At 70.8% G+C, this 26,680-nt stretch carries 29 protein-coding genes and 2 pseudogenes; 25 read left to right on the top strand and 6 right to left on the bottom strand.

Annotated elements, in window-relative coordinates; genetic code table 11:
- The first annotated feature begins 17 nt into the window (after window positions 1-17).
- The 13 genes from AB0E90_RS01790 to AB0E90_RS01730 all read left to right on the top strand — a co-directional run bounded on the left by AB0E90_RS01790 (window position 18) and on the right by AB0E90_RS01730 (window position 9,414).
- A complete protein-coding gene (locus AB0E90_RS01790) occupies window positions 18-518 on the top strand; it encodes a SigE family RNA polymerase sigma factor (RefSeq protein ID WP_360397891.1) in 501 nt (166 codons plus the stop codon).
- Entirely contained in the window at window positions 505-1,098 is a 594-nt protein-coding gene (locus tag AB0E90_RS01785; RefSeq protein ID WP_360397889.1) for a LytR C-terminal domain-containing protein, read from the top strand. The genes AB0E90_RS01790 and AB0E90_RS01785 overlap by 14 nt, the downstream gene beginning before the upstream one ends.
- 52 nt (window positions 1,099-1,150) lie before the next feature.
- Window positions 1,151-1,690: a TetR/AcrR family transcriptional regulator gene (locus AB0E90_RS01780; RefSeq protein ID WP_360397888.1), complete on the top strand. Its 540-nt coding sequence runs from the start codon at window positions 1,151-1,153 to the stop codon at window positions 1,688-1,690.
- 39 nt (window positions 1,691-1,729) lie between these two features.
- A complete protein-coding gene (locus AB0E90_RS01775; protein ID WP_360397886.1) occupies window positions 1,730-2,755 on the top strand; it encodes an aldehyde reductase in 1,026 nt (341 codons plus the stop codon).
- Window positions 2,756-2,825: 70 nt separating this feature from the next.
- Window positions 2,826-3,698 (top strand): aldo/keto reductase, encoded by an 873-nt coding sequence (locus AB0E90_RS01770; RefSeq protein WP_360397884.1) that lies wholly within the window; start codon window positions 2,826-2,828, stop codon window positions 3,696-3,698.
- A 28-nt stretch (window positions 3,699-3,726) separates the two neighbouring features.
- Entirely contained in the window at window positions 3,727-4,149 is a 423-nt protein-coding gene (locus AB0E90_RS01765; protein ID WP_360397882.1) for a YciI family protein, read from the top strand.
- Between the two features lie 48 nt (window positions 4,150-4,197).
- Window positions 4,198-5,445, top strand: coding sequence for an RNA polymerase sigma factor (locus AB0E90_RS01760; RefSeq protein ID WP_360397880.1), 1,248 nt, complete (start codon window positions 4,198-4,200; stop codon window positions 5,443-5,445).
- Window positions 5,446-5,479: 34 nt separating this feature from the next.
- Window positions 5,480-5,860: a PPOX class F420-dependent oxidoreductase gene (locus AB0E90_RS01755; RefSeq protein WP_360397878.1), complete on the top strand. Its 381-nt coding sequence runs from the start codon at window positions 5,480-5,482 to the stop codon at window positions 5,858-5,860.
- 242 nt (window positions 5,861-6,102) lie between these two features.
- The gene (locus AB0E90_RS01750) at window positions 6,103-7,074 is read left to right on the top strand and encodes an AraC family transcriptional regulator (protein ID WP_360397876.1); all 972 of its coding nucleotides are present in this window, start codon (window positions 6,103-6,105) and stop codon (window positions 7,072-7,074) included.
- Between the two features lie 28 nt (window positions 7,075-7,102).
- Entirely contained in the window at window positions 7,103-7,564 is a 462-nt protein-coding gene (locus AB0E90_RS01745) for a DNA polymerase ligase N-terminal domain-containing protein (protein ID WP_360397874.1), read from the top strand.
- Between the two features lie 9 nt (window positions 7,565-7,573).
- Complete coding sequence (locus tag AB0E90_RS01740) at window positions 7,574-8,452, top strand: Ku protein (RefSeq protein WP_360397872.1); 879 nt, start codon at window positions 7,574-7,576, stop codon at window positions 8,450-8,452.
- Between the two features lie 88 nt (window positions 8,453-8,540).
- Window positions 8,541-9,062: a DUF1360 domain-containing protein gene (locus tag AB0E90_RS01735; protein WP_360397870.1), complete on the top strand. Its 522-nt coding sequence runs from the start codon at window positions 8,541-8,543 to the stop codon at window positions 9,060-9,062.
- 70 nt (window positions 9,063-9,132) lie between these two features.
- Window positions 9,133-9,414, top strand: coding sequence for a hypothetical protein (locus tag AB0E90_RS01730; protein WP_360397868.1), 282 nt, complete (start codon window positions 9,133-9,135; stop codon window positions 9,412-9,414).
- 60 nt (window positions 9,415-9,474) lie between these two features.
- Here AB0E90_RS01730 and AB0E90_RS01725 read toward each other — a convergent pair whose 3' ends face one another.
- Window positions 9,475-9,855 (bottom strand): hypothetical protein, encoded by a 381-nt coding sequence (locus AB0E90_RS01725; RefSeq protein WP_360397866.1) that lies wholly within the window; start codon window positions 9,853-9,855, stop codon window positions 9,475-9,477.
- A gap of 53 nt (window positions 9,856-9,908) precedes the next feature.
- Window positions 9,909-10,658 (bottom strand): SDR family oxidoreductase, encoded by a 750-nt coding sequence (locus AB0E90_RS01720; protein WP_360397864.1) that lies wholly within the window; start codon window positions 10,656-10,658, stop codon window positions 9,909-9,911.
- Window positions 10,659-10,748: 90 nt separating this feature from the next.
- On the opposite strand from AB0E90_RS01720, the gene AB0E90_RS01715 reads away from it, so the two are divergent.
- On the top strand, window positions 10,749-11,333 hold the full coding sequence (locus AB0E90_RS01715) for a TetR/AcrR family transcriptional regulator (protein ID WP_360397862.1): 585 nt from the start codon (window positions 10,749-10,751) through the stop codon (window positions 11,331-11,333).
- Here AB0E90_RS01715 and AB0E90_RS01710 read toward each other — a convergent pair.
- Window positions 11,319-12,212 (bottom strand): NADP-dependent oxidoreductase, encoded by an 894-nt coding sequence (locus AB0E90_RS01710; protein WP_360397860.1) that lies wholly within the window; start codon window positions 12,210-12,212, stop codon window positions 11,319-11,321. The two genes, AB0E90_RS01715 and AB0E90_RS01710, sit on opposite strands and share 15 nt — an antisense overlap.
- Window positions 12,213-12,322: 110 nt before the next feature.
- Between AB0E90_RS01710 and AB0E90_RS01705 the strand changes: the two genes are divergently transcribed.
- The 7 genes from AB0E90_RS01705 to AB0E90_RS01675 all read left to right on the top strand — a co-directional run bounded on the left by AB0E90_RS01705 (window position 12,323) and on the right by AB0E90_RS01675 (window position 20,472).
- Window positions 12,323-13,213 (top strand): helix-turn-helix transcriptional regulator, encoded by an 891-nt coding sequence (locus tag AB0E90_RS01705; protein WP_360397858.1) that lies wholly within the window; start codon window positions 12,323-12,325, stop codon window positions 13,211-13,213.
- 27 nt (window positions 13,214-13,240) lie between these two features.
- Complete coding sequence (locus tag AB0E90_RS01700; RefSeq protein ID WP_360397854.1) at window positions 13,241-14,011, top strand: universal stress protein; 771 nt, start codon at window positions 13,241-13,243, stop codon at window positions 14,009-14,011.
- 118 nt (window positions 14,012-14,129) lie between these two features.
- Entirely contained in the window at window positions 14,130-16,148 is a 2,019-nt protein-coding gene (locus AB0E90_RS01695) for an alpha/beta fold hydrolase (RefSeq protein ID WP_360397852.1), read from the top strand.
- Window positions 16,149-16,181: 33 nt separating this feature from the next.
- A complete protein-coding gene (locus AB0E90_RS01690; RefSeq protein ID WP_360397850.1) occupies window positions 16,182-16,943 on the top strand; it encodes a MerR family transcriptional regulator in 762 nt (253 codons plus the stop codon).
- Window positions 16,940-17,782 carry an ATP-binding cassette domain-containing protein gene (locus AB0E90_RS01685; RefSeq protein ID WP_360397848.1) on the top strand — a complete coding sequence of 281 codons (843 nt, stop codon included), beginning with the start codon at window positions 16,940-16,942 and terminating at the stop codon, window positions 17,780-17,782. Before AB0E90_RS01690 ends, AB0E90_RS01685 begins: the two co-directional genes overlap by 4 nt.
- Before the next feature lie 219 nt (window positions 17,783-18,001).
- On the top strand, window positions 18,002-18,901 hold the full coding sequence (locus tag AB0E90_RS01680; protein ID WP_360397846.1) for an ABC transporter ATP-binding protein: 900 nt from the start codon (window positions 18,002-18,004) through the stop codon (window positions 18,899-18,901).
- Entirely contained in the window at window positions 18,898-20,472 is a 1,575-nt protein-coding gene (locus AB0E90_RS01675; protein ID WP_360397844.1) for an ABC transporter permease, read from the top strand. Before AB0E90_RS01680 ends, AB0E90_RS01675 begins: the two co-directional genes overlap by 4 nt.
- 55 nt (window positions 20,473-20,527) lie before the next feature.
- Here AB0E90_RS01675 and AB0E90_RS01670 read toward each other — a convergent pair whose 3' ends face one another.
- Together AB0E90_RS01670 and AB0E90_RS01665 are read right to left on the bottom strand one after the other, a co-directional pair.
- Window positions 20,528-21,091, bottom strand: coding sequence for a protein kinase (locus AB0E90_RS01670; RefSeq protein ID WP_360397842.1), 564 nt, complete (start codon window positions 21,089-21,091; stop codon window positions 20,528-20,530).
- A 323-nt stretch (window positions 21,092-21,414) separates the two neighbouring features.
- Window positions 21,415-22,815, bottom strand: coding sequence for a cellulase family glycosylhydrolase (locus AB0E90_RS01665; RefSeq protein WP_360397840.1), 1,401 nt, complete (start codon window positions 22,813-22,815; stop codon window positions 21,415-21,417).
- Between the two features lie 465 nt (window positions 22,816-23,280).
- Here AB0E90_RS01665 and AB0E90_RS01660 point away from each other — a divergent pair, with 465 nt between their 5' ends.
- The 3 genes from AB0E90_RS01660 (at window position 23,281) to AB0E90_RS01650 (ending at window position 25,308) form a co-directional block, all read left to right on the top strand.
- Window positions 23,281-24,003, top strand: a complete 723-nt coding sequence (locus tag AB0E90_RS01660; RefSeq protein ID WP_360397838.1) for a DUF4142 domain-containing protein — start codon at window positions 23,281-23,283, stop codon at window positions 24,001-24,003.
- A gap of 142 nt (window positions 24,004-24,145) precedes the next feature.
- Complete coding sequence (locus AB0E90_RS01655) at window positions 24,146-24,688, top strand: MarR family transcriptional regulator (RefSeq protein WP_360397836.1); 543 nt, start codon at window positions 24,146-24,148, stop codon at window positions 24,686-24,688.
- A 128-nt stretch (window positions 24,689-24,816) separates the two neighbouring features.
- The gene (locus AB0E90_RS01650) at window positions 24,817-25,308 is read left to right on the top strand and encodes a BON domain-containing protein (RefSeq protein WP_360397834.1); all 492 of its coding nucleotides are present in this window, start codon (window positions 24,817-24,819) and stop codon (window positions 25,306-25,308) included.
- Window positions 25,309-25,428: 120 nt separating this feature from the next.
- Here the strand turns inward: AB0E90_RS01650 and AB0E90_RS01645 are convergent.
- Window positions 25,429-26,334, bottom strand: a pseudogene (locus tag AB0E90_RS01645) (IS701 family transposase); the annotation flags it as partial.
- 19 nt (window positions 26,335-26,353) lie between these two features.
- Between AB0E90_RS01645 and AB0E90_RS01640 the strand changes: the two are divergent.
- Window positions 26,354-26,635, top strand: a pseudogene (locus AB0E90_RS01640) (MCP four helix bundle domain-containing protein); the annotation flags it as partial.
- Between the last annotated feature and the right edge of the window lie 45 nt (window positions 26,636-26,680).

Below are 26,680 nucleotides of genomic sequence, written 5' to 3'. Positions count from 1 at the left end.
GCGGTGTGTTAGTCAGTGTGCAAGCCGACTTCGATGCCTTCTACCTCGCGACCGTCCGGCGCGTCGTGCTCTATCTCTATGCCGCCTGCGGTGATCGGTCCGACGCCCAGGAGATCGCGCAGGAGGCTTTCGCCCGGGCCTGGCAGCACTGGCCCCGGGTCGCCCGGTACGACGATCCCGAGGCCTGGGTGCGCACGGTCGCCTGGCGGCTGATGGCGAACCGGTGGCGCAGCCTGCGCCGCCGGCTCGCCGCCCTGGCCCGGCTGGGGCCACCGGCCGGGCAGAGCGCCGGCCCGTCGCCGGACCGGGTGGCGGTCACCGGCGCGCTGCAGCGGCTGCCGAAGCCGCAGCGACAGGTCATCGCCCTGCATTACCTGCTGGACATGCCGGTCGGCGAGATCGCCGCGAGCCTCGGCGTGCCGGCCGGGACGGTCAAGGCGCGGCTCTCCAGGGCCCGAACCACGCTCGCCGGCCTGCTCGGCGAACACGATCAGGAGGTGGACGATGTCCGTTCATGAGCGGCTCCGCGAGTTGGTGGCCGAGGTCCAGGAGATCCAGGTCCGGCCGGCCGCCGCCGTCCGCGCCCGCGGCCGCCGCCGGGGGCGCCGCCAGTTGGCGGTCGTGACGGCGGGGGTCGCGGTGGTCGCGGCCACGTCCGGAGTCGCGGCCGTCCGGATCGGTTCCGCGCCGACCCGGACGGGCGCGCAGCCGTCGGCCGCCGTACCCCTCAAATGTGTGTTGACCCTGCCGGACGACCCGGCCGATGTCCGGGTGCGGGTGCTCGACGGGGGATCAGCCGGACTGGCCGACGTGACCGCCGTCCAGCTGCGGGAACGCCGCTTCGTCGTGCTGACCGGCGGCGCCGGCGGGACGGCCGGCGACGCGACCATGCTGAGCTACGGGCCGGCGGCGATCGGGGCGGCGACCCTGTTGCGGGCCGAGCTGCGCGGCGCCACCACCATGTCGTTCGACCCCGGCCGCCCGGACGACATCGTCGACCTGACGCTCGGGACGACCTTCGGCCGGCTCGCCTCCCCGACCGAGGTCAACGAGGCGCTCGTCGCCGTCGGGGAGCCGTCCGCGCCGCCGCAGTGCTGAACCGGCTATCGTCGCGGAGAGGTCTCCACTAAATCGGATCGCAGGGACTTGCATGGTTCGCTCAGATGCTCGCGAGAATCGCGCCCGGATCCTGGCGGCGGCCCGGCTGGCCTTCGCCGAGGACGGCGACACCTCGATGAATCAGATCGCGCAGCGGGCCGGCGTCGGCCCCGGCACGCTGTACCGCAACTATCCGTCGCGCGAGGCACTCATCCTGGACATTTACCAGGACGAGGTCGATCTGCTCATCGGCTCGGTGCCTGAACTGCTGGCCACGCTGACGCCCCGGGAGGCGCTCCGGAGCTGGACGACCGAGCTGGTGGATGCGATGCGCAAGAAGCACGCTCTCGGCGCCGCCCTCAGCCCGGACGCGCACCGGTCGATCACCGAGCATACCTACGGCCCGGTGATCGCCGCGATCACCCAGCTGCTCGACGCCGGCAAGCGGGCCGGCGGCATTCGCGCCGATGCCGAGCCCGGCGACTTCCTGCAGCTCACCGGGGCCATGTGGCGAGCCGCACCGGACCGGACGCAACCGATGTTGCAGCTGATCCTCGACGGCCTCGGAGTATCTGGAGATCTCTCCGCTTAATCCTTGCATAAGTGGAGAGGTCTCCATTACCGTCGAGTCATGACTGAAGTTCTGGTGACTGGCGGTTCGGGTTACATCGGCAGCTGGTGCACGCTGGCGTTGCTCAGCGCCGGGCACTCGGTGCGCACGACCGTGCGCGACCTGGCCCGGGAGCCGCAGGTGCGGGCGATGCTGCGAAGCGGCGGGACCGATCCCGGCGGGCGGCTCCGGGTGGTGCGCGCCGACCTGCGGAGCGACGAGGGCTGGCGGGCGGCGGCGGCCGGCTGCGACGCGGTGCTGCACGTCGCGTCGCCCACGCTGACCCGGGTGCCGCGCAACGACGACGAGATGGTCCGCCCGGCCATCGACGGCACGCTGCGGGTGCTGCGCGCGGCCGGTGAGGCGGGCGTGCGCCGGGTGGTGATGACCTCCGCGATCGGCGCGATCGCCTACGGCCACCCGCCGCGCGACACCCCGTTCACCGAGCGGGACTGGACGGATGTCGACGCCGGCATCGCGCCCTATCAGAAGTCCAAGACGCTGGCCGAGCGGGCGGCCTGGGACTTCGTCGCCGGCGAGGGCCGCGGGCTGGAGCTGGCCACGGTCAACCCGACCGCGGTGCTCGGCCCGGTCCTCGGCCCGGACTACTCGCCGTCGCTCGGCGGCATCGCCCGGATGCTCGACGGGTCGATGCCGCGGCTGCTGAAGTTCGCTACCGGCTTCGTCGACGTGCGCGACGTGGCGTCCCTGCACCTGCTGGCGATGACCGAGCCGGCCGCGGCGGGCGAACGGTTCATCGCCACCGCCGGCCACAGCCTGTGGCAGCGGGACGTCGCGGCCGCGCTGCGCGAGCGGCTCGGCGATCGGGCGGCCAAGGTGCCGACCCGGGAGATGCCGCTGTGGGTCGCGCGCGGGCTGGCCCGGGTCAACCCGCAGATGGGCTCGCTGCGTATGCTGCTGGGCCGCAACCTGGACGCGACGTCCGCGAAGGCCGAGCGCCTGCTCGGCTGGAAAGCCCGCCCGATCGAAGACACCATCGTCGAGACGGCGGAGAGCCTGCTCGCTCTGGCGAGGAAAGGGTCCTGACCGTGGAGCTGGACGACTACCGCACCCTGGGCCGCTCCGGCCTGCGGTCAGCCCGCTGGCTCTCAGCACCATGACGTTCGGCGACCCGAACGGTGGCGGCGCGAGCCGCAAGGCCATCCTCGGGCAGGTCGACGCGTCGCTGAGCCGCCTCGGCGTCGATTATCTCGACATCTACTGGCAGCACTGCCTCGACCGGCACACCCCGATCAAGGAGTCCATCGCGACGCTCAACGACCTGGTCCGGGCCGGCAAGATCCGGTACATCGGCATCTCCAACACCCCGGCTTGGGTGGTGGCGCGCATGGCCACCATCGCCGAGCTGCGCGGATGGGCGCCGATCGTGGCCCTGCAGGTGGAGTACCCGCTGGTGTGCCGCACCGTCGAGGGCGAGCTCTTCGGCGTCGCCGCGGAGCTGGGCCTGGGCGTGACGCCGTACAGCCCCCTGGCCGGCGGCGTGTTGTCGGGCAAGTACTCGCGGGACAACCGAACACCGGCAGGCTCCGGGCGCGGCCCGCCGGCCCAGGCGCAGCTGGACGGCACCAACGCGTTCGCGGTGCTCGACGTGCTCCGCGAACTGGCGAAGACGCTGGACGCATCGGTCGCCGCCGTCGCCCTGGCCTGGGTGCGGCAGCAGGCGCCGGTGACCTCCACGCTGATCGGCGCCCGCTCGGTGGAGCAGCTCGACGCCAACCTCGAATCCCTGCGGGTGACCATCCCGGCCGAGGGCCTGCGCGAGCTCGACGAGGTCTCCGCGCCCGATCTCGACTACCCCTACCCGTGGCTGGCCTCGATCGCGGTGCCGCTGACCCAGTCGGGAACGCGGATCAACGGCGTGGGCTCGGCGAGCTACCGCAGGCAGGTTTGCCGGGCCGGCGAAAATACTTCTGGCAGGGTGTCGAATGGGCCGCCCGCCGATCGACGCGTAAGTGAAACGCGTAGGTGAAAAGGCACCCTGACTCAAGGAGAAAACGATGCGCTTCATGGTGATCACCAAGGCCACCGCGAACAGCGAAGCCGGCGTGCAGCCTGCCACCGAGGAGTTCGAGACGGTGGGCAAGTTCATCGAGGAGATGGTCGACGCCGGCGTGCTGCTGGCCGCCGAGGGCATCACGCCCAGCAGCCAGGGCGTCCGGATCTACTTCGACGGCGAGAAGAAGACGGTGGTGGACGGTCCGTTCACCGAGACCAAGGAGCTCATCGCCGGCTTCTTCCTGGTCGAGGTGAAGTCGCTCGAGGAGTGCGTCGAGTGGTTCAAGCGCTTCCCGCAGATGGACAAGGGCGAGCCCACCAACATCGAGATCCGGCGGGTGTACGGCGCTGAGGACTTCGGCGACAACATGACCGCCGAGCAGCGCGAGGCCGTGGTGGAGCGGGACGCGAAGGGCATCTGGTAACAGGCGGGCGAAGTTGCGTCCGATCGCGCGGTGGAGTAGACGGAGGCCGTGGCCACTGACACTCACCGCGCGATCGAGGCGGTCTGGCGGATCGAAGCGCCCCGGCTCGTCGCCGGGCTGACCAGGCTCGTCCGCGACCTCGGCACGGCCGAGGAGCTCGCGCAGGACGCGCTGGTCGCGGCGCTGGAGCAGTGGCCGGCGGAGGGCGTGCCGGGCAATCCGGGCGCCTGGCTGATGACCACCGCCAAGCGCCGGGCCATCGACCAGATCCGGCGCAACGAGACCTTCCGCCGCAAGGTCGACGAGATCGGCCGGACGCTGGAGGACTCCACCCCGGACATCGGCGTAGCCGTCGCCGAGGACGACGGCATCGGCGACGACCTGCTGCGGCTGGTGTTCGTGGCCTGCCACCCGGTGCTGTCCACCGAGGCCCGCGCCGCGCTGACCCTGCGGCTGCTCGGCGGCCTGACCACCGACGAGATCGCCCGGGCCTTCCTGGTGCCGGAGCCGACCGTGGCGCAGCGGATCGTGCGGGCCAAGAAGACCCTGGCCAACGCCCGGGTGCCGTTCGAGGTGCCGCAGGGCGGCGAGCTGGCGGCCCGGCTCGGCTCCGTTCTCGAGGTCGTCTACCTGATCTTCAACGAGGGCTACTCGGCCACCGCCGGCGACGACTGGATGCGGCCGGCGCTGTGCGAGGACGCCCTGCGGCTGGGCCGGATCCTGGCCCGGCTGGCCCCACGCGAGCCCGAGGTGCACGGCCTGGTGGCGCTGATGGAGATCCAGGCCTCCCGGGCGGCCGCCCGCACCGGACCGGGCGGCGAGCCGATCCTGCTGGCCGACCAGAACCGGGCCCGCTGGGACCAACTGCTGATCCGCCGGGGCCTGGCCGCGCTGGAGCGGGCCGAGGCGGTGGGCGACAAACCCGGCCCGTACGTGCTGCAGGCGGCCATCGCCGCCGTCCATGCCCGCGCCCGGCGCTTCGAGGACACCGACTGGGAGCGCATCGCCCAGCTCTACGAGCAGCTGGCCCAGGCGATGCCGTCGCCGGTGGTCGAGCTGAATCGCGCGGTGGCGCTGTCCATGGCGTTCGGGCCGGAGACCGGGCTGGAGCTGCTCGACCAGCTGATGGCCGTGCCGGCCCTGCAGAACTACCACCTGCTGCCCAGCGTGCGCGGCGACTTCCTGGCCCGGCTGGGCCGGGCCGACGAGGCGCGGCTGGAGTTCGAGCGGGCGGCGTCGCTGACCCGCAACGAGCGGGAGCGGAAACTGCTGCTGGACCGCGCCGCCGCGATGTGATCGCCGAGCGCGGCGGATCGACGAGAATGGGGCCATGACCGTTCCCGCGGATATTGCCGCGAGCAAGCAGATCAGCCTGACGACCTACCGCAAGGACGGCACTCCGGTTCCGACCCCGGTCTGGCACGTCGCCGAGGGCAACACCGTCACCACCGTCTCGGCCGCCGGCGCCGGGAAGGTCAAGCGCCTGCGCCGCAACCCCGAGGTCGAGATCGTCGCCTGCGACCTCCGTGGCAAGGTCGCCCCCGGCGCCCGCCCGGTCCGGGGCACCGCCACTCTTCTTCCGTCCACCGAGACCGAGAACGCACGCCGTCTGCTGGAGCGGCGGTACGTCACCGCGCGCATCGGCGGATGGTTCTCCCGGCTCCTCCGCATCAAGCGCCCGCCGGGCATCGGCATCGTCATCACTCTCTGAGCGGACGCGACCGGCCACGCCCAGGACGAGGCCGGACGGACAGCTCGTCAGCGTTCGACTTCGTGATGACGACGTCACTCCGGACGGTGAAGTTGAGATCGCCCAGACGCACCGTGGCGGCCCGCGCCCGGGGCCGCTAGCTCCGGAAACGTGCTTCCTCCACCGCCTTGTGCGCAGAACGGGAGCCTTCGTCCGACCGGCTGCGATGCGTACGGTGGGCCCACCACTCCGGGGAGGTGCTCATGTCCGTGGACGAGGTGCGGAGAGTCCGGGTCTCGACGCGAGACGCGGCGGAGGCCGAGGAGTTCGTCCGGCAGATGTATGTCGGCAACCGTCTCGAGTTTCTCGGCGCCGCGGGGAACGCCGGGTTCACCGCGACGGCGGCGGTGTCCGGCAGGATCGCCGCCAGCCGGCTTCGCTCCACCGTCGGCTACCGCGCCACGACCGAGCCGTTCGACCACTTCTTCTCGTTCGCGATCAGCAGTGGCCGGCTGCATGTCCGCAACGGCGGCGACGAGCAGATCGTGGTGGCCGGGGAGACCGCGTTCTATCCGACCGGCGTCCCACTCGAGGTGGATGTGTTCGATCTCGGCGCGCAGATCCTGCAGCTGCCGCTGACCCGGCTGGCCGCGGAGGCCGAGCGGACCGCCGGCATCCGTGCCGAGGACCTCCGCTTCTCGTCGACCAGGCCGGTGTCGGCGGCGATGGCACGGCAGTGGTTCGCCCTGCAGGAACTGGCCGGCACCCTGCTGTTGACCGAGGGCTTGCCGGCGGCGTGCCCGCTGGTGGCCGAGGAGATGACCCGTACGGTCGCGATCGTCGCGCTGCACACGTTCCCGAACAATGCCCTGGACGTCTCCTACCGGCCCGGTCCGGGCTGGGTGGCGCCGGCCGCGGTGCGCCGCGCGGCCGCGTTCCTGCACGCGCACGCCGACCAGGCCATCACCCTGGCGCAGATCGCCGAGGCGGCCGGAGTGAGCGGCCGGGCCTTGCAGTACGCGTTCCGCCGGCACTTCGACACCACCCCGGTCGGCTACCTGCGCCGGATCCGGCTGGAACGGGCCGATCAGGAGCTTCGGGCCGCCGACCCGGCCGGGACGCTCACGGTGGCCGATGTGGCGTACCGATGGGGCTGGTTCAGCCCGAGCCGGTTCATCGAGGACTACCAGCGTCGATTCGGAATTCTGCCCGGCACGCTGTGCCGGAACCAATAACGGCGCAGTTGGTGGTATGTGTAGGGGTATGGCGCTCAGCTTCGTGGTGCAGCGGCACCGGGCCCGGCGGCTGCACTACGACTTCCGGCTCGAGCTCGGCGGGGTGCTGGTCAGCTGGGCGGTGCCGAAGGGGCCGACGCTCGACGCGAAGGTGCGCCGCGGGGCCTACCACGTCGAGGACCACGCGCTCGACCATGCCGGCTTCGAGGGCCGGATCCCGGCCGGGCGGTACGGCGGCGGCGACGTGATCGTCTGGGACAACGGCACCTGGGAACCGCACGACACGGACGATCCGGCCGCGGCGCTCGAGGCCGGCGAACTGCACTTCGACCTGTACGGCGTGAAGCTGCGCGGCCGGTTCGTGCTGGTGCGCACGAGGGGCGACGACTGGCTGCTCGTGCACAAGCGCGACGAACACGCGGTCGACGGCTGGGACCCGGAGGAGCACCCGAAGTCCGTGCTGACCGGCCGCACCAACGACGAAGTCTGAGGGGGAGCCATGGCACGGCCGATCTGGACCGGGTCGATCACGTTCGGGCTGGTGTCGGTGCCGGTCGCGATGTACTCGGCGACGCACGACCACGAGGTGTCCTTCCACCAGTTCGAGAAGGACTCGGCCGACCGCATCCGGTACAAGCGCGTCAACGAGCGCACCGGCAAGGAGGTCGACTTCGACGGCATCGTCAAGGGCGCCGACGTGGGCGGCGGCGATTACGTCATGCTCGACCGCGACGAGCTCGACTCGGTCGCGCCCGGCCGGTCCAAGAGCCTGGAGATCGACCGTTTCGTCGAGCTCGGCGACATCGACCCGATCTATTACCAGCGCACCTATTACCTCGGCCCCGGCGGCAAGGACACGGCCAAGGTGTACGGCCTGCTGCGGGACGCGATGGCCGACGCCGGCCGGGCCGCGGTCGGCACGCTCGTCATGCGGGGCAAGGAGTATCTGGCCGCCGTCCGGGCCGAGAACGACCTGCTCATCCTGCAGACCATGTACTTCGCGGACGAGGTGCGCGATCCCAAGGAGGAGATCGACGGGCTGCCGCGGCGCGGGGCGGCGAAGAAGGCCGAGCTCGCGATGGCGCAGCAGTTGATCGACTCGATGGCCGGGAAGTGGAAGCCGGCCGACTTCCGGGACACCTACACCGACCGAGTCAACGATCTGATCAAGCAGAAGAAGGCCGGCAAGGAGATCACGGCGGCCGAGCCGGCGCCCGAGCCGACCAATGTGACCGACCTGTTCGAGGTGCTCAAGCGCAGCGTGGAGAACGCCCAGAAGCGGCGGTCGGCCCCCGCGAAGAAGACGACGGCAAAGAAGAAGGCGCCGGCGAAAAAGGCGACAGCGAAGAAGACCACGGCAAAGAAGAAGGCTTCCTGAGGCGTACGTCTCCGGATCGCGCTTTCGGATTTGCGGTTCGGGTTTGGGGGTAGACCGCAAGCCACCCCCCGACCCGAGGAGGACGCGGATGCTCGACACCGTCCGTGCCAAGTTGACGCGCGCGACCCGCGGCTACTCCCCGCACGAGCACCGGCCGATGGACGGTTACCTGGTCGCGATGACCGCGTTCGGTGGTCTGGCGGCCACTCTCGTGGCGGCGGCCAGGATCAGCGGGCGGCCGGTCCCGGAGCGCCCGTCCCTCGGTGACGTCGCGCTGATCTCGATCGCCACCCACAAGCTCAGCCGGCTGCTGGCCAAGGACGCGGTCACGAGTCCGCTGCGGGCGCCGTTCACCCGTTACGCCGAGCCGGCCGGGGCGGCCGAGCTCAACGAGGAGGTCCGCGACCACGGCAGCAGCGTCCGGCACGGCATCGGCGAGCTGGTCACCTGCCCGTTCTGCCTGGCGGTCTGGGTGGCCACCGGCCTCACCGGCGGCCTGGTGCTGGCGCCCCGGCTGACCCGGCTCGCCGCGACCACGCTGACCGCCACGGCCGTCTCCGACTTCCTGCAGTTCGCCTACGACGCGGCCAAGCGGAGCACCGAGGGGTGAACGCGTTTTGGGCGGCCGGACCGGGGGCATCCACTGTAGGGCCGAACCTAGAACACGGAGTGGATACCTGATGAAGATGCTGAAGCTTGCTGCCGGATTCGCCGCGGGTTACGTCCTTGGTTCCCGCGCCGGGCGCGAGAAGTACGAGCAGATCGCCGCGACCGCCCGCAAGTTGCAGGCGAACCCGACGGTGATCCAGGCGCAGGAAAAGGCCAAGACCCTGCTGGGTGCGGCCTCCGACAAGGCGGCCGGCCTGACCGGAACCACCCCTCGGCCGCGTGCGCCGAAGCCGCCGACGACCGAGCCGGTGAGCGTCACGACGCCGGCCGTGGTGGGCGACCCGCTGGTCTGACTCACTCGCACGACAGCTGGACGGCAGTGCCACCGAGCGGTGGCGCTGCCGTTCGGCTGTTCAGTCCTTGGCCCGGACTATCAGCTGGGTGACGCCGTTGCTGACGGCGAAGCCGGCCATCGCCCACGGCATCGCGATGGTGACCAGGACGGCGCAGACCACGGCCAGGGCGCCGCTCGCGAACTGCCGGTGGGCGCCCTCGATCGCGCCGAGGACAAGGCCGATGACGAAGGTGAGCAGCACCCACAGGGCCAAGAAGAACATGCCGGCCAGCCAGGTCAGGCCCTCCCGCGGGCAGCCGGCCGGCACCACGTCCGGCTGGCCCGGCGGCGAGGCGCAGTCCCGCCCGAACCCGGTCGGCCACAGCGTGCAGAACAGCACTGCCGGATTGAGCGTCCACGCCAGTGCCGTCGCGATGATCCATCCGATCTTTCTCCCCATGGTGATCAGACTCATCGACGAAGGTCTCCGCCCGGCCTCGGCCCGATCACGCCTCAGACCTGGCTGGCGCCGCCGTCGACGTAGATCTCGGCGCCGGTCATGAAGCTGCTGGCGCTCGAGGCCAGGAAGAGCACCGCGTCGGCGATCTCCTCGGGGCGGCCCAGCCGGTTCATCGGCACGCCCTCGGCGAGGCCCTTGAGCAGCTGCTGGGCCGACTCCGGGTCGGGCGCGAGGCCGCTGAGCCCGGGGGTTTCGATCGGGCCGGGGGCGATGCTGTTGACCCGGATGCCGCGGCCGACGAGCTCGGCCGCCCAACTGCGGGTGAACGAGCGCAGCGCCGCCTTGGTGGCCGCGTAGACGCTGAACGACGCCGCGCCCTTGGTGTCGATGTTCGAGCTGGTCAGCACGATCGAGGCGGCCGGGTTGAGCAGCGGCAGCACGGCCTGCACGGTGAACAGGGTGCCGCCGACGTTGGTGTTGAACGTGTCGGCGTAGTGCTGCCAGGTGATCGCGCCGAGGGCGGCGAACTCGCCCCCGCCGGCGTTGGCGAACACGACGTCGAGCCCGGCGCCGCGCTCCCGGATGGCGGCCGCCACCCGCTCCAGGTCGCCGAGGTCGGCGACGTCGGCGCGGACACCGGTGGCGTTCGCGCCGATCGCGGCGACGGCCTCGTCGAGCGCGTCCTGGCGGCGGCCGGTCAGGAAGACGTGCGCCCCCTCGGCGGCCAGTCGCTTGGCGGCCGCGAGGCCGATTCCCGAGGTGGCGCCGGTGACGAGGGCGGTCCTGCCGTCGAGCTGTCCCATGATCGTGAACCTTTCCGTACTGTTCGGTACGTAACTCGTTCACGCTAACACCGCCGAGGGCATTTCTGTACCGATCGGTTAGGATGAGGTGTGTCACTCAAAGGACGGCCACGCGAGTTCGACGCCGACGCGGCGCTCGACCGGGCCACCGAGGTGTTCTGGCGGCAGGGCTACGAGGGGGCCTCGCTCAGCGACCTCACCGCCGCGATGGGGATCAACCGCCCGAGCATGTACGCCGCGTACGGCAACAAGGAGCAGTTGTTCCGGCAGGCGGTCGCGCGCTACGCGGAACTGGACATGGCGTACGCCCGGGAGGCGCTGGGGGCGCCCACGGCGTACGCGGTCATCGAGAAGTTTCTGCGGTCGAACGCCGACGCGATCACCCGGCCGGACCGGCCGCCGGGGTGTTTGTCCATCCAGGGCGGGTTGGCCGGCGGCAGCTCGGCCGAGTTCCTGGCGGCGAGCCGGCTGGCCGGCGAGAAAGCCCTGGCCGACCGTCTGGCCCAGGCGGTCGGCGTGGATCTGCCGGCCGGGACCGACGCGGCGGCGCTCGCCCGTTACGTGATGGTGGTCAGCGAGGGCAACGCGGTGCACGCCGCGGCCGGTGTCGACCGGGCGAGCCTGCACGCCACGGTCGACCTCGCCCTGCGGGCCGTGCCGTCACAGCTGCAGTAACGCCTTGCCGCGCAGCTCGCCGCTCGCCAGCCGGGCGTGCACGGCGGCCGCGTCGGCCAGCGGCGACACTGTCTGCGGCTGGAGCGCAAGCTCTCCCGCGGCGAGCCGGTCCATCACCAGCTTCAGGGCCGGGACGACGCCGTCGGTGACGATGTCGGAGAGCAGCACGCCGAGCTCGCGGGCCCGGTGGTCGGAGAGCGTGATGACCCGCTTCGTCCCGCCGGCGAGCGCGATCGCGGCCGGCAGATCGCTGCGGCCGGACGCGTCGAACACCGCGTCGACCTTCTGGTCCGACCCGATGGCGGCGTAGTCGACCGGGGTCGCGCCGAGGCCCTCGACCAGGGCGAAGTCGGCCGGCCGCACCGCCGCCACGACGTGCACGCCGCGGGCGGCGGCGAGCTGGGTCGCGATCCGGCCGACCGAGCCGGCCGCCCCGAGCAGCAGCATCGTCTCGCCGGAGCCGACCGCCAGCTGGTCGAGCACCCGCACGGCGGCCTCGCCGGAGGCGGGCAGCGCGGCCGCGTCCGCCCACGACACCGACGCCGGCTTGGGCGCCCAGAAGTCGGCGACGACCAGGCCGGCATAGCCACCCAGCCGGGGGAGGAGGACCGCGACCTCGTCACCGGCCGACACGTCGGTGACCCCCTCGCCGACGCTCTCCACGACACCCGCCGCCTCGAAGCCGAGGACCGTGCCCGGCCCGGCCGGGAAGACCGCGGCCAGATGCCCGGCCCGGATCGCCAGGTCGGTGGGGCCGACGCCGGCGTAGCGCACCGCCACCCGGATCTGCCCCGCGGCCGGCGATGCCACTTCGGTCTCGCCGAGTCGCAACACGTCCGGCGCCCCGTATCCGCTCAGCACAACTGCCGTAGTTTTCATGATCACAAGGTTAGGCAGCGAAACCAGGAACGGCTTTCAGAAATGAGGGGTATCGCTCGGCGTGACCGGAGGGCCACGATAGCGCCGTGGGCCGAGATGCGGAGGACCCAGTGCGGTGGGCTCTGGTCGAGAGTGACTTCGCGGCCGCGCGCGGCCATCTGCACGCCGCCGAGCGCGACCTTCTCCATGCCCAGCTCGCGTTCGCCACCGGCGCGGGCATGTCGGCGCTGCTGAACGGGGCGGCCTGCGTCGCCGCGCTGCGCGGGCGGGAAGAGGAGGCCACGGTCCTGATCCGGGCGGTGGCCGAGCACGCGGGCGGTCTCGCCCACTGGTGTGCGGCCGTCCTCTACAACGGGCTGGGCCGCTACGACCAGGCCGCCGCCGAAGCCGGGGCGGCGGTGCGGATCGCCGAGCCGCTGATCGTCCGGTGGGCGTTGCCCGAGCTGGCCGAGGCCGCGGCGCGGATCGGCGACGACGAGCTGGCGCGCGACGCGATCGACCGGATGGACGCCGGGACCGAGGCGGGCATCCGGGCCCGCTGCCGGGCCCTGGTCAGCGACGACGCCGACCGGCTCTACGCCGAGGCGATCGACCGGCTCGGCCTGCGCCCGGAACTGGCCCGGGCCCATTTGCTGTACGGCGAATGGTTGCGCCGGGAACGGCGGCGGCTCGACGCGCGGGCTCAGCTGCGTACGGCGTACAAAATGTTCGTCTCGGCCGGCATGGAGGCCTTCGCCGAGCGGGCCCGCCGGGAGCTTCTCGCCACCGGCGAGACCGTGCGCAAGCGGACCGCCGAGGCCGCGGCCGACGCCGCCCTGACCTCGCAGGAGGAGCAGATCGCCCTGCTGGTACGCGACGGTCTGTCCAATCCGGAGATCGGCGCGCGGCTGTTCCTCAGCCCGCGCACGGTCGAGTGGCACCTGCGCAAGGTCTTCACCAAGCTGTCCATCACCTCCCGTCGCCAGCTGCGCGAAGGTGGCCTTGCCATCCGCCAGACCTAGGACGACTCTGGAATCCGGAGGCGCGCCATGGACAAGACACGGATAGTGGTCGGTGCCAGTGGCTCAACCGGATCTCTGGCGGCGGTGCGCTGGGCCGCCGCGGAGGCTCGGCTGCGCGACAGCGAGTTGCGGGTGGTGGTGGCCTACCAGCGCCGCCCTTCGGGCGTCATCGCTTCGAGCCAGGCTGCCAACCAGGCGGAAACCGCCAAAATCATGCATGAGGCGGTGGCCGCGGCGCGTGCGATCGCGCCGGCTTGCGAGGTGCGCGGGGTGGCATTGCCGGGGTACGCCGTTCCGGCGCTCCTGCACGCCGCCGAGGAGGCCGCCCTGCTCGTGGTCGGCGATCACGGCGGCGGCCGGATGTTCGGCGCGCCCACCGACTCGGTCGCGGCTCAGGTGGCCACCCAGGCGCGCTGCTCGGTCGTGGTGGTGCGGGGCACGACCGACCGCGCTGACGGACCGGTGGTGGTCGGCGTCGACGACGATCCGGCCGCCGACGCGATCATCGGCCGCGCCTTCGAGGAGGCAGCCCTGCGCGGCGCCCCGGTGGTGGCGGTGACGGCCGGCCCGGCGTCGCCGGACACTCGGCTCGAGCAATGGCAAGCGAAGTTCCGGTCGGTGCCGGCCCAGCACGAATATGTCGACGGCCGCCCCGACAAGGTGATGGTCGACAGCTGCCGGCAGGCCCGGCTCGCGGTCGTCGGCCCGCGCCGGCACGGCTATCAGGGCGTGTTGCTCGGCGCGGTCGGCACCCGCCTGCTGCGCCGCTCCGACTGCCCGGTGCTGATCGCCCGCTAGTTTCGGCCGGCGTTTCGCCCGCGCCGACCTGACCACCGATGATCCCGGCGTCGTGCAGCGGTAGGTCCGGTGGGCCTCGGGGGCAACGGGGAAGGCGGCCCGGTGATAGAAAAGTCCGATGAGTGGCGATCCCTTCCTCGACCTGGACGCGTACGTTCGCCTGCCCCGGCTCGCCGGGCTGTGGCTTTCGCCGGACGGGGGGCGGCTCGTCGTCGGCGTCGGCACCCCGGACAAGGACAACTCCCGCTATGCGACCGCGTTGTGGGAGGTCGATCCGGCCGGTGAGCGGCCGGCGCGGCGGCTGACCCGCAGCGTCAAGGGGGAGGCGGCGGCCGCGTTCACGCCCGCCGGCGATCTGTTGTTCACCTCGGCCCGGCCGGCCCCGGAGCCGGACGACGACGACAAGGCGCCGGCGCTGTGGCTGCAACCGGCCGGCGGCGGCGACGCGCGGGTGATCGCGCGGCTGCCCGGCGGAGTGCACGGGGTGGCGGTCAGCGCGAGCGGCACGGTCGTGGCCGGCTCGTCACTGCTGCCCTGGTCCGCCGACGCGACGGCCGACAAGGAGGCCCGCAAGCAGCGCAAGGAGGCGGGCGTCTCGGCGATCCTGCACGAGGGATACCCGGTCCGGCACTGGGACCACGACCTCGGCCCGGACCGGCCGCGCCTGCTGGCCGGCGCCCTCGCGGCCGGCGACGACGCCCAGCTCGAGCTGCACGATCTCACCGGGCACGCCGGGCGGGCGCTCGACAGCGAGGGCGACTGGGACGTCGCGCCGGACGGCCGCACCGTCGTCGCGAGCTGGATGGTCGCCGAGCGCGGCGGGTCGGAGCGGCCCATCCTGGTCGCGATCGACGTCGCCTCCGGGGAGCGCCGGGTGCTCGCCGACGACCCCGCCCACGACTACGGGTCGCCGCGGATCTCGCCGGACGGGGCCCGGGTGGCGTTCGTCGTCCACCGGCGGTCCTCGCTCGACGACCCCGGCCACGTCTGGCTGGCCGTGGTTCCACTCGACGGCGGTCCGGCCGTCGCCCTCACCGAGAGCTGGGACCGCTGGCCGGCGGGCGCCCGGTGGACGCCGGACGGCGCCGCGCTGATCGTGGTGGCCGACGACAACGGGCGGGCGCCGCTGTGGCGGGTGGACGCCGGCACCGGCGAGGTCACCCGGCTGACCACCGACGACGGCGCGTACAGCGACATCCGGGTCGCGCCGGACGGGCGCTGGGTCTATGCGCTGCGCAGCACCGTCGACAGCCCACCGGCGCCGGTGCGGGTCGCGCCGGACGGCGGCGCCGCGGTGGAGCACCTGCGGGGCCCGGCTGACGCCGTACACCTGCCGGGAAAGCTGGTGGAAGTCACCGCGACCGCCGCTGACGGAAGCCCGCTCCGTTCCTGGCTGGCGCTGCCGGGCGAAGCCGCGGCCGACGCGCCGGCGCCCCTCGTGGTGTTCATCCACGGTGGCCCGCTCGGCTCGTGGAACATGTGGCACTGGCGCTGGAACCCGTGGATCCTGACGGCGCAGGGCTATGCGGTGCTGATGCCCGACCCGGCCCTCTCCACCGGGTACGGCTACGACTTCATCAAGCGCGGCTGGGGAGCGTGGGGCGACGCGCCGTTCACCGACCTGATGGCGCTCACCGACGCCGCCGAGCAGCGCCCCGACATCGACGCCTCACGCACGGCGGCGATGGGCGGCTCGTTCGGCGGATACATGGCGAACTGGGTCGCCGGGCACACCGACCGGTTCGACGCGATCGTCACGCACGCGTCGGTGTGGGCGATGGACCAGATGTGGGCGACGACCGACGCGGCCTTCTACTGGGCACGCGAACTGGACGCCGACCGCCGCGAGGCCAACTCGCCGCACCGGTTCGCCGACGCGATCACCACGCCGATGCTGGTCATCCACGGCGACAAGGACTACCGCGTGCCGATCGGCGAGGGCCTGCGGCTGTGGTGGGACCTGCTGTCCCGGTCCACCGCGGAGGACGGGTCGAGCCCGCACAAGTTCCTCTACTACCCGGACGAGAACCACTGGATCCTCAAACCCGGAAACGCCAAGATTTGGTACGCCACGGTGCTCGCGTTCCTCGACCACCACGTACGCGGCGAGAAGTGGCAGCGCCCGGAGCTCATTTGACAGTGACGTAACGGCACAGTCGAGACTGGCCCGGTGCGGATAAAGGAGTTGTCCGACCTCGCCGGCTCGACCGTGCGAACCGTCCGCTACTACCACCAGGTGGGCCTGCTGCCCGTGCCGCCGACGCGGGACGGGGCGCGCGACTACGACATGTCGCATCTGGCCCGCCTGGTGCGGGTGCGGTGGCTCGCCCAGGCCGGGGTGCCGCTCGCCGCCATCGCGGCCATGCTGGCCTCCGGCCCGGGCTCCGCGCTCGTCGATCTCAAAGCGACCGTGGTGGCGCTCGACGAACACCTCGCCGAGCTCCAGGCGCAGCGTGACCGGATGACCGCGCTGATCGCGGCGGTCGAGCAGGACGGCCGGCTCTCGCCGCTGCCACCGGTCATCGCCCGGTTCTACGACCGGCTCGAGGAGAAGTCCGACGGCGCGGCCCGCCGGGAGATCCGGGACGAGCGCGACTTCATGGAGCTGGCGTTCTACCGCGGTGACATGCCCGCCGAGGCGGCGCTGTTCTACCAGGGTCTGGCCGAGTCGGGGCTGGACCGCAGCCTCGATGCGTTCCAGGCGATGGGCGAACGCGACGACAACCTCACCGAGGACGAGATGCGAGGGATCGCCGCGACCGCGGCCACGCGTCTCGCCGAACTGCCCGCCGCGCTGAAGGACATCGACATCGCTGTCGCCCGCCGCGCCGCCGACCTCTATATCCGGCTTGCCGAGCCGCACCGGCGACAACTCGGCCGGATCATCGCGGACGCCCTGCTGACCGTCATCGAGAAGGGCAAAACTTCATGATCGAGATCGACGGCCTGGTCAAACGGTTCGGCGCCTTCACCGCCGTGGACCACCTCGACATGCGCGTCGAGCCGGGCGCCGTGCACGGCTTCCTCGGCCCGAACGGCGCCGGCAAGTCCACCACCATCCGGGTGCTGCTCGGGCTCTATCGCGCGACCGCGGGCCGGGTGCGGGTTCTCGGGCTCGACCCGCTCGAGGCGACCAGGCGGATCTCGTACGTTCCCGGCGAAGTGACCCTCTGGCGCAACCTGACCGGCCAGGAGGTGCTCGACGCCCTGGCCGGCCTGCGCGGATCGCGCGACGCCGCCGCCGAGAAACGCCTGGCCGCCGACTTCGCGCTGGACACCCGCCGGCGGGTGCGCACCTATTCCAAGGGCAACCGGCAGAAGGTCGCGCTGGTCGCCGCGTTCGCCGCGCCCACCGACCTGCTCGTGCTCGACGAGCCGACCTCCGGCCTCGACCCGCTGATGGAGGAGCTGTTCCAGCGTTGCGTGCGCGACGCTGTGTCGGCCGGCCGCACCGTGCTGCTCTCCAGCCACCTTCTCGGCGAGGTCGAGGACCTGTGCGACTCGGTGACGATCATCAAGGACGGCCGCCTGGTCGAACCGGACACCAATTCGTGGATCGCCGACCGGACCGCGGTGGCGCTGCGGAGGGATCCTCGTGTCCATGGCCGTTACGTGCAGATCCTCGTCCAGAACCGGGTGGTCATCCTGCTCGGCGAGGTCGGATCGGCCCGTGCCAGGGTCGCCGCAAGCCAAGCCACCTGGACCGTCCCCGGCGTATACGACGTCTGTAACCGGTTGGATGTCGTGAGCGGACCGCCGGCCGGCCGCTGAGTGCGAGTACCCGGCGCACGGTCGAAGGACGAAACCGCGTACGATGCCGGTCGGAGTGCCGGGAAGCCTGGTCGGCGATTGAGTCGACCGTGGAGGCGTCATGATTGCCCGCCCGTGCATCCATCTCTCTCACTTCGGCGCGTGCCGTCCGGCTGCCGCGTGTCAATCGCGCGCCCGCCGCCCGGTTCCACCGCTCATCGCATTGCGGATGGAGCTGTCATGACCATGTCCACCGACACCGCGATCTCGATCCAGGGCCTGAACAAGTCGTTCGGACCGGTCAAAGCGCTAGACGAGCTCGACCTGACCGTGACCCGTGGGGAGGTGCACGGCTTCCTCGGGCCGAACGGCAGCGGAAAAACCACGGCCATCCGGGTACTGCTCGGAATTCTGCGCGCCGATTCCGGTGACGTGCGCCTGCTCGGCGGCGATCCCTGGCGCGACGCGGCCGACCTGCACGCCAGGCTCGCGTACGTCCCGGGTGATGTCACGCTGTGGCCGGGCATCACCGGCGGCGAGGTCATCGACCTGCTCGGCCGGCTCCGGGGCGGCCTCGACCGGCGCCGCCGGGACGAGCTGCTCGACCGTTTCGACCTGGATCCGCGTAAGAAAGCACGCACCTATTCCAAGGGCAACCGGCAGAAGGTCGCCCTCGTGGCCGCGTTGGCCTCGGATGCCGAGCTGCTGTTGCTGGACGAGCCCACGTCCGGTCTGGACCCGCTGATGGAGTCGGTGTTCCAGAGTTGCGTGCTGGCGGTGAAACGGCAGGGACGTACCGTGCTGCTGTCCAGCCACATCCTGGCCGAGGTCGAAGCCTTGTGCGATCGGGTGAGCATCATCCGGGCCGGCCGCACGGTCGAGACCGGCACGCTCGGCGAATTGCGGCACCTGACCCGCACCTCGATCGCGGTGGAGACCGACCGGCCGCCGGCGGGCATCGAGGTCCTGCCGGGCGTGCACGATCTGGTCGTGACCGGCCACCACGCGCGGTTCGACGTTGACACCATCAACCTCGACGAGATCCTGCGTCATCTGGTCCCGCTCGGCGTTCGCAGCCTGACCAGCACCCCGCCGACCCTGGAGGAGCTTTTCCTGCGCCACTACGGGGTGACCGCGTGACTGGCACGCGGCTCCTGCTGCGATTCATGCTCCGTCGCGAGCGGTTCGGCCTGCCCTGGTGGCTGCTCGGCGCGACCCTGCTCGTGCTGATCCAGTCCGGACAGAGCCAGAATCTCTACGACACTCCGGAGAAGCTGCAACGGCTGCGCGAGACTCTCGGCGGCAACACGGCGGTGATCGCGATGAGCGGACCGACCCAGTTGCTCGACTCGATCGGCGGCGAGATCGTCTTCGAGATGTTCGCCTTCGTGTCGATCGTGGTCGCGTTGATGAACATGTTCCTGGTGGGCCGGCACACCCGGGCGGACGAGGAGTCGGGCCGCGCCGAACTGATCCGCTCGGCCCAGGTGGGCCGGTTCGCACCGCTGGCGGCAGCGCTGACGCTGGCCGTCCTCGCGGACCTGGCAGTCGGTGGGCTGGTCTTCGGCACGGCCGCCGGGACCGGCCTGCCGGCCGGCGGATCCGCCCTGTTCGGCGCGGCGGTAGCAGCGGTGGGGATGACCTTCGCCGCGTTGACCGCGGTGGCCGTTCAGATCTTCGAGAACACCCGATCGGCGTACGGGTCGGTCGGTCTCCTGCTCGGCGCTGCGTTCGCGCTGCGCGCCGCCGGTGATGTCGGCAGCGGTGCGCTCTCGTGGGCCTCGCCGATCGGCTGGGGGCAGCGTACCTTCCCGTACGCCGGTGATCGGTGGTGGCCGTTGATCCTTTCGCTCGGGGTGTCCGCGTTGCTGATCGGCTCGGCGGTGGCCGTGATGGGCCGCCGTGACCTCGGCGCCGGGCTGGTGCCGCCGCGGCTCGGCCGCGCGGCCGCTTCGCGATCGCTGCGCAATGTGTACGCGCTTGCCTGGCGCCTGCAACGGAGCGCGTTGATCGGCTGGGCGTCCGGGCTGGCGCTGCTCGGTGTCGCGTACGGGTCGATCGGCGACAGCATCGAGCAGTACGTCCGGGAAAATCCGCAGATCGCAGACTTCCTTCCCGGCGGGGCCGCCGACGTTCTCGATGCGTATCTGGCGTTGACCGTCGGGGTGTCGGCGGTGATCGTGGCCTCGTACGGCGTCGCCAGTGTCCTGCGGGCCCGGGCCGAGGAGACATCCGGCCGGGCGGAACCGGTGCTGGCCACCGCCACCAGCCGGCTGACCTGGCTGGCCGGGAACCTGAGCGTCGCCCTGGCCGGCAGCGCCCTGGTACTGATCAGTTACGGGCTGGGCGAAGGCGTCGCGTACGGGCTGACCGTCGCCGACCCGAGTCAGGTGCCGCGCCTGATCGGTGTGGCGCTCACCTACCTCCCGGCGGTCTGGCTGATCGTCGCGGTCGCGGTGCTGGCACTCGGCTGGCTGCCGCGGGCTTGCGCAGCGCTGGCCTGGATCGTGGTCGCCTACTGTGCGGTCATCACCCTGTTCGCCGACTCGTTCGACCTGCCCGGCTGGGCGTGGCGGGCCTCACCGTTCGCCCACACGCCGCAGGTGCCTGCCGACGATCTCGCCGGCACACCACTGGTGGTCATCGGACTGGTCGCCGTCACCGTCATGATCACTGGATATGCCGGGCTGCGCCGACGTGACATCGGCTGAGCCGGAGGTGCTTACGTGCCGCGGTATCTTTCCCGCAGCTCGGCGTCGAGTCCCGTCAGGCGGTTTGCTCGGCCATGTGCGGGGTGACCGGCTGCGCCGACACCGGGTTCGCGTCGCTGAGGAAGGAGGTGAGCAGCAGGAAGCCGATCACCAGCGCGACGGCTGCGAACCCGGCGGCGGCCAGGATCAAGGCCGGGCTCCGGGCAACCCGCGGATTGCCGACTGCCGCATGTGCCGTACGGCTGGCGATGGGCAGGGAAGTGTTCCGGCGTAGCGTGGCCGCCGCTGTGCGGGCGGATGGCCTTTTTGCGGGGCGCGGTGCCACGCAGCGCTCGTAGAGGCGAAGCAGGTCCGCGGGAAGGCCGAGCCGGCCGGGCAGCGACCGGACCGGCTTCAGGTGGCGGGCCGCCAGTACCGCTTCCGACGTGGTCCCGGTCCACGCCGGTGTCCCGGTCAGGCACTCGTGCAGCAGCAGGCCGAGCCCGAAAATATCCGCAGGTGGGAAGGACCGCTCCCCGCGCAGTTGTTCGGGCGCGAGGTAGAGCGGAGTACCGCAGATCGTTCCGTCGGCGTCGGTGGATCCCTGGCCGGCCTCGGCGGCCAGCCCGAAGTCGAGCATTCGATGCCTGAAGCTGTGGACCGGATCTTGATGGCCACCTCTCGTTGGAGGGCACGGTCGAAACCGCGGTACACCACTGCGGTGCCACCACGTTCCACCGGCTCTTCCAGCCGATATCGGCCGGCCAGTAACCGCATGTCTCACCTCCGAAGTTCGTGCCGCAGCGGCCTCGCCCCGAGGTTGGCAATGTGGTGTGACATGGCATCCGCGGAGCGATGACGATTCTGCGACGGTGACGGCGCGACTAACGGTCCGCCCGGGCGGCGTCGCCGGATCGTGCGGAGAATGTCATGGACCTGTGAGTTCTGTGCCGGTCGCCGTTGTCAGGAGACGGCTACGTCGTCGAAGTAGACCGTGCCGGTGTTGTCGCCGGATTTGAGGTGCAGTTGGACGCTGGCGGCTCGGGCCGGGGCGACGGTTTCCACGACGAGTTTGGTCCAGCTGGTGTTCCCGTTGGGAAGTCGGTTGGAGGTGCTCTGGCTGATCCATTTGCCGTTGGTGTCGAACCAGCTCAGGGCGATCTCGGTGGTGCCGGTGGCATTGATGCCGCGGGCGTATGCCTCGGCTCGCCACCGGTAGCCCGGTTGCACGGGGGTGATGGGGGAGGTGCGCAGTGACGGCAGGCCGGCGCTGGTGCGGCTGGTGCGGGTGAATCGGGCCGAGTATTTGCCGGTGCGCGCCAGGCCGGTGGTGATTACGGCGGCGCCGGCTTGGGGCAGGTTCTGCCGCCATGGCGAGTTGGTCGCGGCGGCTTCGAAGCCGAGGTTCAGCACGCTGTTGGGTGTTGCTCCGGTGGTCCAGGCGGTGCGGACGACGGAGGCGGCCGGTTTTGCGGTGCCGTCGACCCGGTAGAGGCCGTAACGGTACTGGGCGGGGTTGGCGGCGACCGCCGAGTGACCGGGGATGGCGTCGTCGGCGAAGTCGTTGAGAGTCCACGGCGCGACCGAGGCTACACCGGCCTCCTTGGCGGCCCGGAAAACCCGCGCCAGGTAGGCAGCCTGTTCGCCTTCGTTGTTGGTAGCGCTGCTCAGACCGGTCTCACCGATGACCACCGGGGCGGGTGCGGCGGCGGCCTGGGCCTTGCGGATCTCGGCCAGGGCGGCTTCCGAGGCGCCGTAGAAGTGCAGGTCGTAGTAGTCCAAGGGGGTGCTTGTCAGCTTGCTCTTGATCTTCGCGATGCCGGCCGAGCTGGTCTGCCCGTCGACCGACAGGGTGAGAGGCATGGCGGGAACGACGGATCGGATCGCGGGGATGACCTTGCGGACCCAGGTGACGGCGGCGTCGTCGTCAGGCTGGAATTCGTTCTTGATGCCGACGGCGATGACGCGGCTGTCGTTGGCGTACGGCGCGAGGATGGTCTTGGCCCAGCTGATGCTGCCGGCGGTGTCGCTGTAGCCGTCCCACCAGTCGAAGAGGGTGAGTTTGACGGTGAGGCGGTGCGTATCGGCCATGGTGATGAACGTGCGCAGCCGTTCGGTGTAGGTGCTCTTCGGCTGGGGGTAGCCGAAGGTCTGCGGGAAGACGATGACCCGCACGTTGTTCGCGCCCAGGTCGGCGGCCCTGGCCAGGTCGGCGTCGATGCGGGTGGTGTTGAACTCGGTCCACATCGTCGACCATCCGGCGTCCGACGGGTAGTAGTTGATCGATTTCGCGATCGGGGTGGCGGTCAGCCGGCTTGCCATCGTCGGTGCGGTGGCGGCGGCCTGGGCGGGAGCCGAGGACATCGGCAACGCCATGCTTAGCGCGAGTGCGGAGGCCAGAACGGAGGCGCGGACACGGGTGCTGTTCATGGAGATGTCGGAGGCCTCTCGGGACGGGTTGTTTCGGATTGGCCTCCCATTCGGTTTCTTGACCTGCCAAGGGCAGGGATCGGCGCAGGGTAAAGGTGTTGCTAGTCGGGTGCCGAACTGCTCCCCGCTCCGCGATCGGGCGTCGCCGGGCCAGCAGTCTCGACCTGATCCGGGTCACGCAGCATGAGGGTGTCGCCGTCGTGACGAGCCGCAGCGGTATCGACGGGCATCGCGGGATTCTGGGAACGGAAGGGTCCGCCGGCGGCTGACGGGACCTCGGCGTGGCCGCGGATCGTCGAAGAGCACCAGTCGTTAATCCAAAATTACGTGCACTAGTGAACCTTTCTGTGGACTGCGCCGTACTCATCGACGTCGGTGCCGCGTTTCCCGGAGGTTGCCATGTTCCGTACGCCCGCAGTGTGCCGTCGCGGCGGCATCGCCGCCGCCGTCGTGATTGCCGGCCTTGCCCTGCTGCCGGCACCGGCCCGAGCCGAGGGCGGTGTGCCGACCCAGCTGAACGCGGCCGATATGACCCTGCTCAACGGGGTGCGCACGGCCGGGCTGTGGGAGATGCCAGCCGGGCAGATGGCCGCGCAGAAGGGCAGCACGGCGAAGGTGCGGCAGGTCGGTCAGATGATCGCCGACCAGCACGTGCAGCTTGACGAGTTGGTCGTGGCCGCGGCCAACAAGCTGGGCGCCACCATCCCGTCCACCCCGACCGCCCAGCAGCAGGGCTGGCTCAACGAGATGCAGAACGCCAAGGGCGGGCAGTTCGACCAGACGTTCGTCACGCGACTGCGGGCCGCGCACGGCAAGATCTTCCCGATCATCGGGGCGGTGCGATCCGGCACCCGTAACCCGGTCGTGCGTGAACTGGCCGACCAGGCCAACACGTTCGTGATGAACCACATGAAGATGCTGGAGAGCACCGGTCTGGTGCAATACGAGCGGCTGCCCCCGGCCGCGATGCCGCCCGCCGAGGACCTTTCCGCGATGGGTATTGCCACGGCGAACGCCAGCTTGACGCCGCCGGTCAGCCCGCTTGTGCTGTGGATGTTGCTGATCGCGGCGCTGGGCGTCGCGGCAGTCACCGTCATCCGCTTGCGCCGCCCCCGCTCCTGAGACCGGCGCGCCCGCCCGGGCGGGCGGCAGAGGGGAGGGCTGTGGTGCGTCTCGCATGCTCGGCCGTGGTCGTGGCAATCGGACCGCGGTCGCATGACAGTTCCATGACGATGATCGCCAACGGCCATGTCACAGTGGGCGCGTGATTACGCAGACGACGCTCACGGTGGACGAGAACGAGGTGGTCGGCGGTTTGCTGGCGTTGAGCCGGGTCTTCGTCGGCCTGGCCGCCCGGTCGCTGGCGGATCTCGACGAGGACGTGACGCTGCCGCAGTTCCGCACTCTGGTCGTGCTGGTCTCCCGCGGGCCGCAGCGCATCGTGGACCTCGCCGACGAACTCGGCGTCACCTCCTCGACGGCCACCCGCATGTGCAACCGGCTGGTCCGCAAAGGGCTGGCGGCGCGGCAGGAACGCGCGGACGATCGGCGCGCCGCATGGGTCACGTTGACCCCGGCCGGCCGTGATCTCGTGGGCGGGGTCATGAGCCGGCGCCGCGACATGATCGCTGCTCTGGTCGGTGACCTGTCGCTGACACGCCCGCTGGCGTTCGCCGCGATGCTCAACGCACTGGTCGAAGCGGCCGGCGAGGCGTCCGACGCCGAATGGCGGCGCCGGTGGGCGCAACTGACCGACGAGGCGAACCCGGCCGGACCTCAGGATGCGCTGTCTCCGTTAGACGGCTGACTACGTGTAGCAATGCACCCTTCCCTGCTGGTGCAGGTCGAGCCCGCGGACGAGATTTCCGTGCGCGACGACTTCACGGCGCACAAGGTGGCCGACCGGGCGTCAGCCCCACGGATGTGCCGTCGGCCATGGCCGACCTGGACGGCGATGCTGACGGCGCCTGTCATGGAATCGTCATGTTCTCGCCGGGCGGTTGCCACAATGCTCGCCGAGTCTTGCCCGATGATGTTCTGGCCTCCCTCGCGAAGGAGCTGATCATGAGGTTCCCGGACTGGCTGTCGCCCGACGGGGACGACGCCGCCGACGGGCGGCTGCCTGCCGATCCCGGTCAGGACGACGAGTACGAGTCCGTCGTCGAGTGGATGGATGAAGGCGATGGGGTGGCGCGCGGGAGCGCCGACGAGTGGCTCGCCGGACGGACGGCGCAGGCATTGGCATTCGACCCGCTCATCTACGGCCGCCGCCTGGAGATTCTGGTCCAGAACGGCGTGGTCATCCTTCTCGGAGAGCTGGCTTCGGCGGAGTCGCGGGCGGCGGCGAGCAGCCGGGCGTGGACCGTCGAGGGCGTCGTCGACGTCAGCAACCAGCTCGCCGTCAGTGAGGCCGACGCGGACGACTGATAGTTCGCTGAGCTTGTTGAAATGTGCGTTCACAGCGGCCGGCGGAAAGGCCGGGCCGGACTCGACAGGTGCCGCCTTGCCGCCGGATTGCCTGTAGGCTAGTACTCCAGCAGGAGATCTTTAGGGCTCGCTGAGGCCCTGCCGGGCGTAATGGCTGGCCTTGGCCTGATCTTGGTGGTGTCGCCGGTAAATAGACCAGGCGATGACGTCGGCGACGCGCCGGACCGGGTCGTTAGACAGGCGGCGTAGTTCGTTGACGCTGATCGCGATCAGCCCGTCTGGGCGCCCGGTGCTGACTGTGGTCGCAGCGGCGAGGAACGCGTGGGCGGCGATGACCAAGGTGGTCCAGCGGTGCCATGCCCGCCACCGGCGGTGCTGGTGCTGGTCCAGGCCGAGGCCGGTCTTGGTGGCCTGAAACGATTCCTCGATGCTCCAACGGCGACCGGCAACAGCGACCAGGTGGTGCAACGCAACAAGTTCGGGGCTCCAACAGCGGTAGAACGCCAGCTCACCGGTGATGCGATGGCGGCGGATCAGCAGCCAGTGATGCCCGCCGTGCAGGTCTGCGGCCAGAGGCAAGCTGATGAATGCCCAGTCGTAGTAACGGAAACCCTTCGCGCCGGTGCCGGCCGACAGTCGTTGCCAGGCCACGCGAGGCAAACCGGCGGCGATCTGATCGGCCCGTGCGATGCCGAGCCCGGTCGGGACCCGATGTGAACAGGCGACCGCGAGGACATAGCCGAGCCCGTTCCCGCGTAGTGCGGCCGCCAGTTGCGGGTCACCGCCGTAAGCCTCATCTGCGGCGACCCATCGACATGGCAGCCCACCGGCCACCGCGGTTTCGATCAGTCGGCGTGCCAGCTGCGGTTTCGTGGCGAAGGCGATGGTGTCGGGCACGCCCGCTTCAGCACGTCGTGCCGGGTCCTCGGACCAGGATTTCGGCAGGTAGAGCGCAACGTCGAGCAGGGTATGCCCGAGCGGCGTCGCATACGAGAGATGGACCGCGAGTTGGCAGTTCTCGATCTTCAGTGTCAGCGTCAAGGTCGTGGCTGCCGTGAGCGTTGCGGCCCTCGTCGCCTCGGTGGTCGGTGCCACCGGCCTGGTTTCCTTGAGTCACGCCAGTAACTCCGCTCAGCTGATCTACCGCACGAATGTGGCCAGTATCAAGGCGGTCGGTCAGGTCAAGGCGGCCGTGGCGCAGGCCCAGGTGGATCTCGCAAATCAGGCGCTTTCCCCGGACTCCGCCTCGGTAACGAAGTTCACCAATGGAATCACCGCGGATCTGCAGGCCTTCGACGTCGCTCTGGCCGCATACCGCAGCAGCTTGCCGAGTGGAGATCCGGCGACGATCGACGGTTTGCAGGCGACCTGG

It is taken from the genome of Actinoplanes sp. NPDC026619, from assembly GCF_040638295.1.
GTDB lineage: Bacteria > Actinomycetota > Actinomycetes > Mycobacteriales > Micromonosporaceae > Actinoplanes.
Note: the sequence above shows the minus strand (reverse complement) of the source record. Positions and strands in the feature narration are given on the sequence as shown.

Excerpts from the sequence above, each read along its gene's own strand:
- AB0E90_RS01785 (WP_360397889.1), top strand. The coding sequence starts at position 505 with ATGTCCGTTCATGAGCGGCTCCGCGAGTTGGTGGCCGAGGTCCAGGAG.
- AB0E90_RS01780 (WP_360397888.1), top strand. The coding sequence starts at position 1,151 with ATGGTTCGCTCAGATGCTCGCGAGAATCGCGCCCGGATCCTGGCGGCG.
- AB0E90_RS01775 (WP_360397886.1), top strand. The coding sequence starts at position 1,730 with ATGACTGAAGTTCTGGTGACTGGCGGTTCGGGTTACATCGGCAGCTGG.
- AB0E90_RS01770 (WP_360397884.1), top strand. The coding sequence starts at position 2,826 with ATGACGTTCGGCGACCCGAACGGTGGCGGCGCGAGCCGCAAGGCCATC.
- AB0E90_RS01765 (WP_360397882.1), top strand. The coding sequence starts at position 3,727 with ATGCGCTTCATGGTGATCACCAAGGCCACCGCGAACAGCGAAGCCGGC.
- AB0E90_RS01755 (WP_360397878.1), top strand. The coding sequence starts at position 5,480 with ATGACCGTTCCCGCGGATATTGCCGCGAGCAAGCAGATCAGCCTGACG.
- AB0E90_RS01750 (WP_360397876.1), top strand. The coding sequence starts at position 6,103 with ATGTCCGTGGACGAGGTGCGGAGAGTCCGGGTCTCGACGCGAGACGCG.
- AB0E90_RS01745 (WP_360397874.1), top strand. The coding sequence starts at position 7,103 with ATGGCGCTCAGCTTCGTGGTGCAGCGGCACCGGGCCCGGCGGCTGCAC.
- AB0E90_RS01740 (WP_360397872.1), top strand. The coding sequence starts at position 7,574 with ATGGCACGGCCGATCTGGACCGGGTCGATCACGTTCGGGCTGGTGTCG.
- AB0E90_RS01735 (WP_360397870.1), top strand. The coding sequence starts at position 8,541 with ATGCTCGACACCGTCCGTGCCAAGTTGACGCGCGCGACCCGCGGCTAC.
- AB0E90_RS01730 (WP_360397868.1), top strand. The coding sequence starts at position 9,133 with ATGAAGATGCTGAAGCTTGCTGCCGGATTCGCCGCGGGTTACGTCCTT.
- AB0E90_RS01725 (WP_360397866.1), bottom strand. The coding sequence starts at position 9,855 with ATGGGGAGAAAGATCGGATGGATCATCGCGACGGCACTGGCGTGGACG.
- AB0E90_RS01720 (WP_360397864.1), bottom strand. The coding sequence starts at position 10,658 with ATGGGACAGCTCGACGGCAGGACCGCCCTCGTCACCGGCGCCACCTCG.
- AB0E90_RS01710 (WP_360397860.1), bottom strand. The coding sequence starts at position 12,212 with ATGAAAACTACGGCAGTTGTGCTGAGCGGATACGGGGCGCCGGACGTG.
- AB0E90_RS01700 (WP_360397854.1), top strand. The coding sequence starts at position 13,241 with ATGGACAAGACACGGATAGTGGTCGGTGCCAGTGGCTCAACCGGATCT.
- AB0E90_RS01695 (WP_360397852.1), top strand. The coding sequence starts at position 14,130 with ATGAGTGGCGATCCCTTCCTCGACCTGGACGCGTACGTTCGCCTGCCC.
- AB0E90_RS01685 (WP_360397848.1), top strand. The coding sequence starts at position 16,940 with ATGATCGAGATCGACGGCCTGGTCAAACGGTTCGGCGCCTTCACCGCC.
- AB0E90_RS01680 (WP_360397846.1), top strand. The coding sequence starts at position 18,002 with ATGACCATGTCCACCGACACCGCGATCTCGATCCAGGGCCTGAACAAG.
- AB0E90_RS01670 (WP_360397842.1), bottom strand. The coding sequence starts at position 21,091 with ATGCTCGACTTCGGGCTGGCCGCCGAGGCCGGCCAGGGATCCACCGAC.
- AB0E90_RS01665 (WP_360397840.1), bottom strand. The coding sequence starts at position 22,815 with ATGTCCTCGGCTCCCGCCCAGGCCGCCGCCACCGCACCGACGATGGCA.
- AB0E90_RS01660 (WP_360397838.1), top strand. The coding sequence starts at position 23,281 with ATGTTCCGTACGCCCGCAGTGTGCCGTCGCGGCGGCATCGCCGCCGCC.
- AB0E90_RS01650 (WP_360397834.1), top strand. The coding sequence starts at position 24,817 with ATGGCCGACCTGGACGGCGATGCTGACGGCGCCTGTCATGGAATCGTC.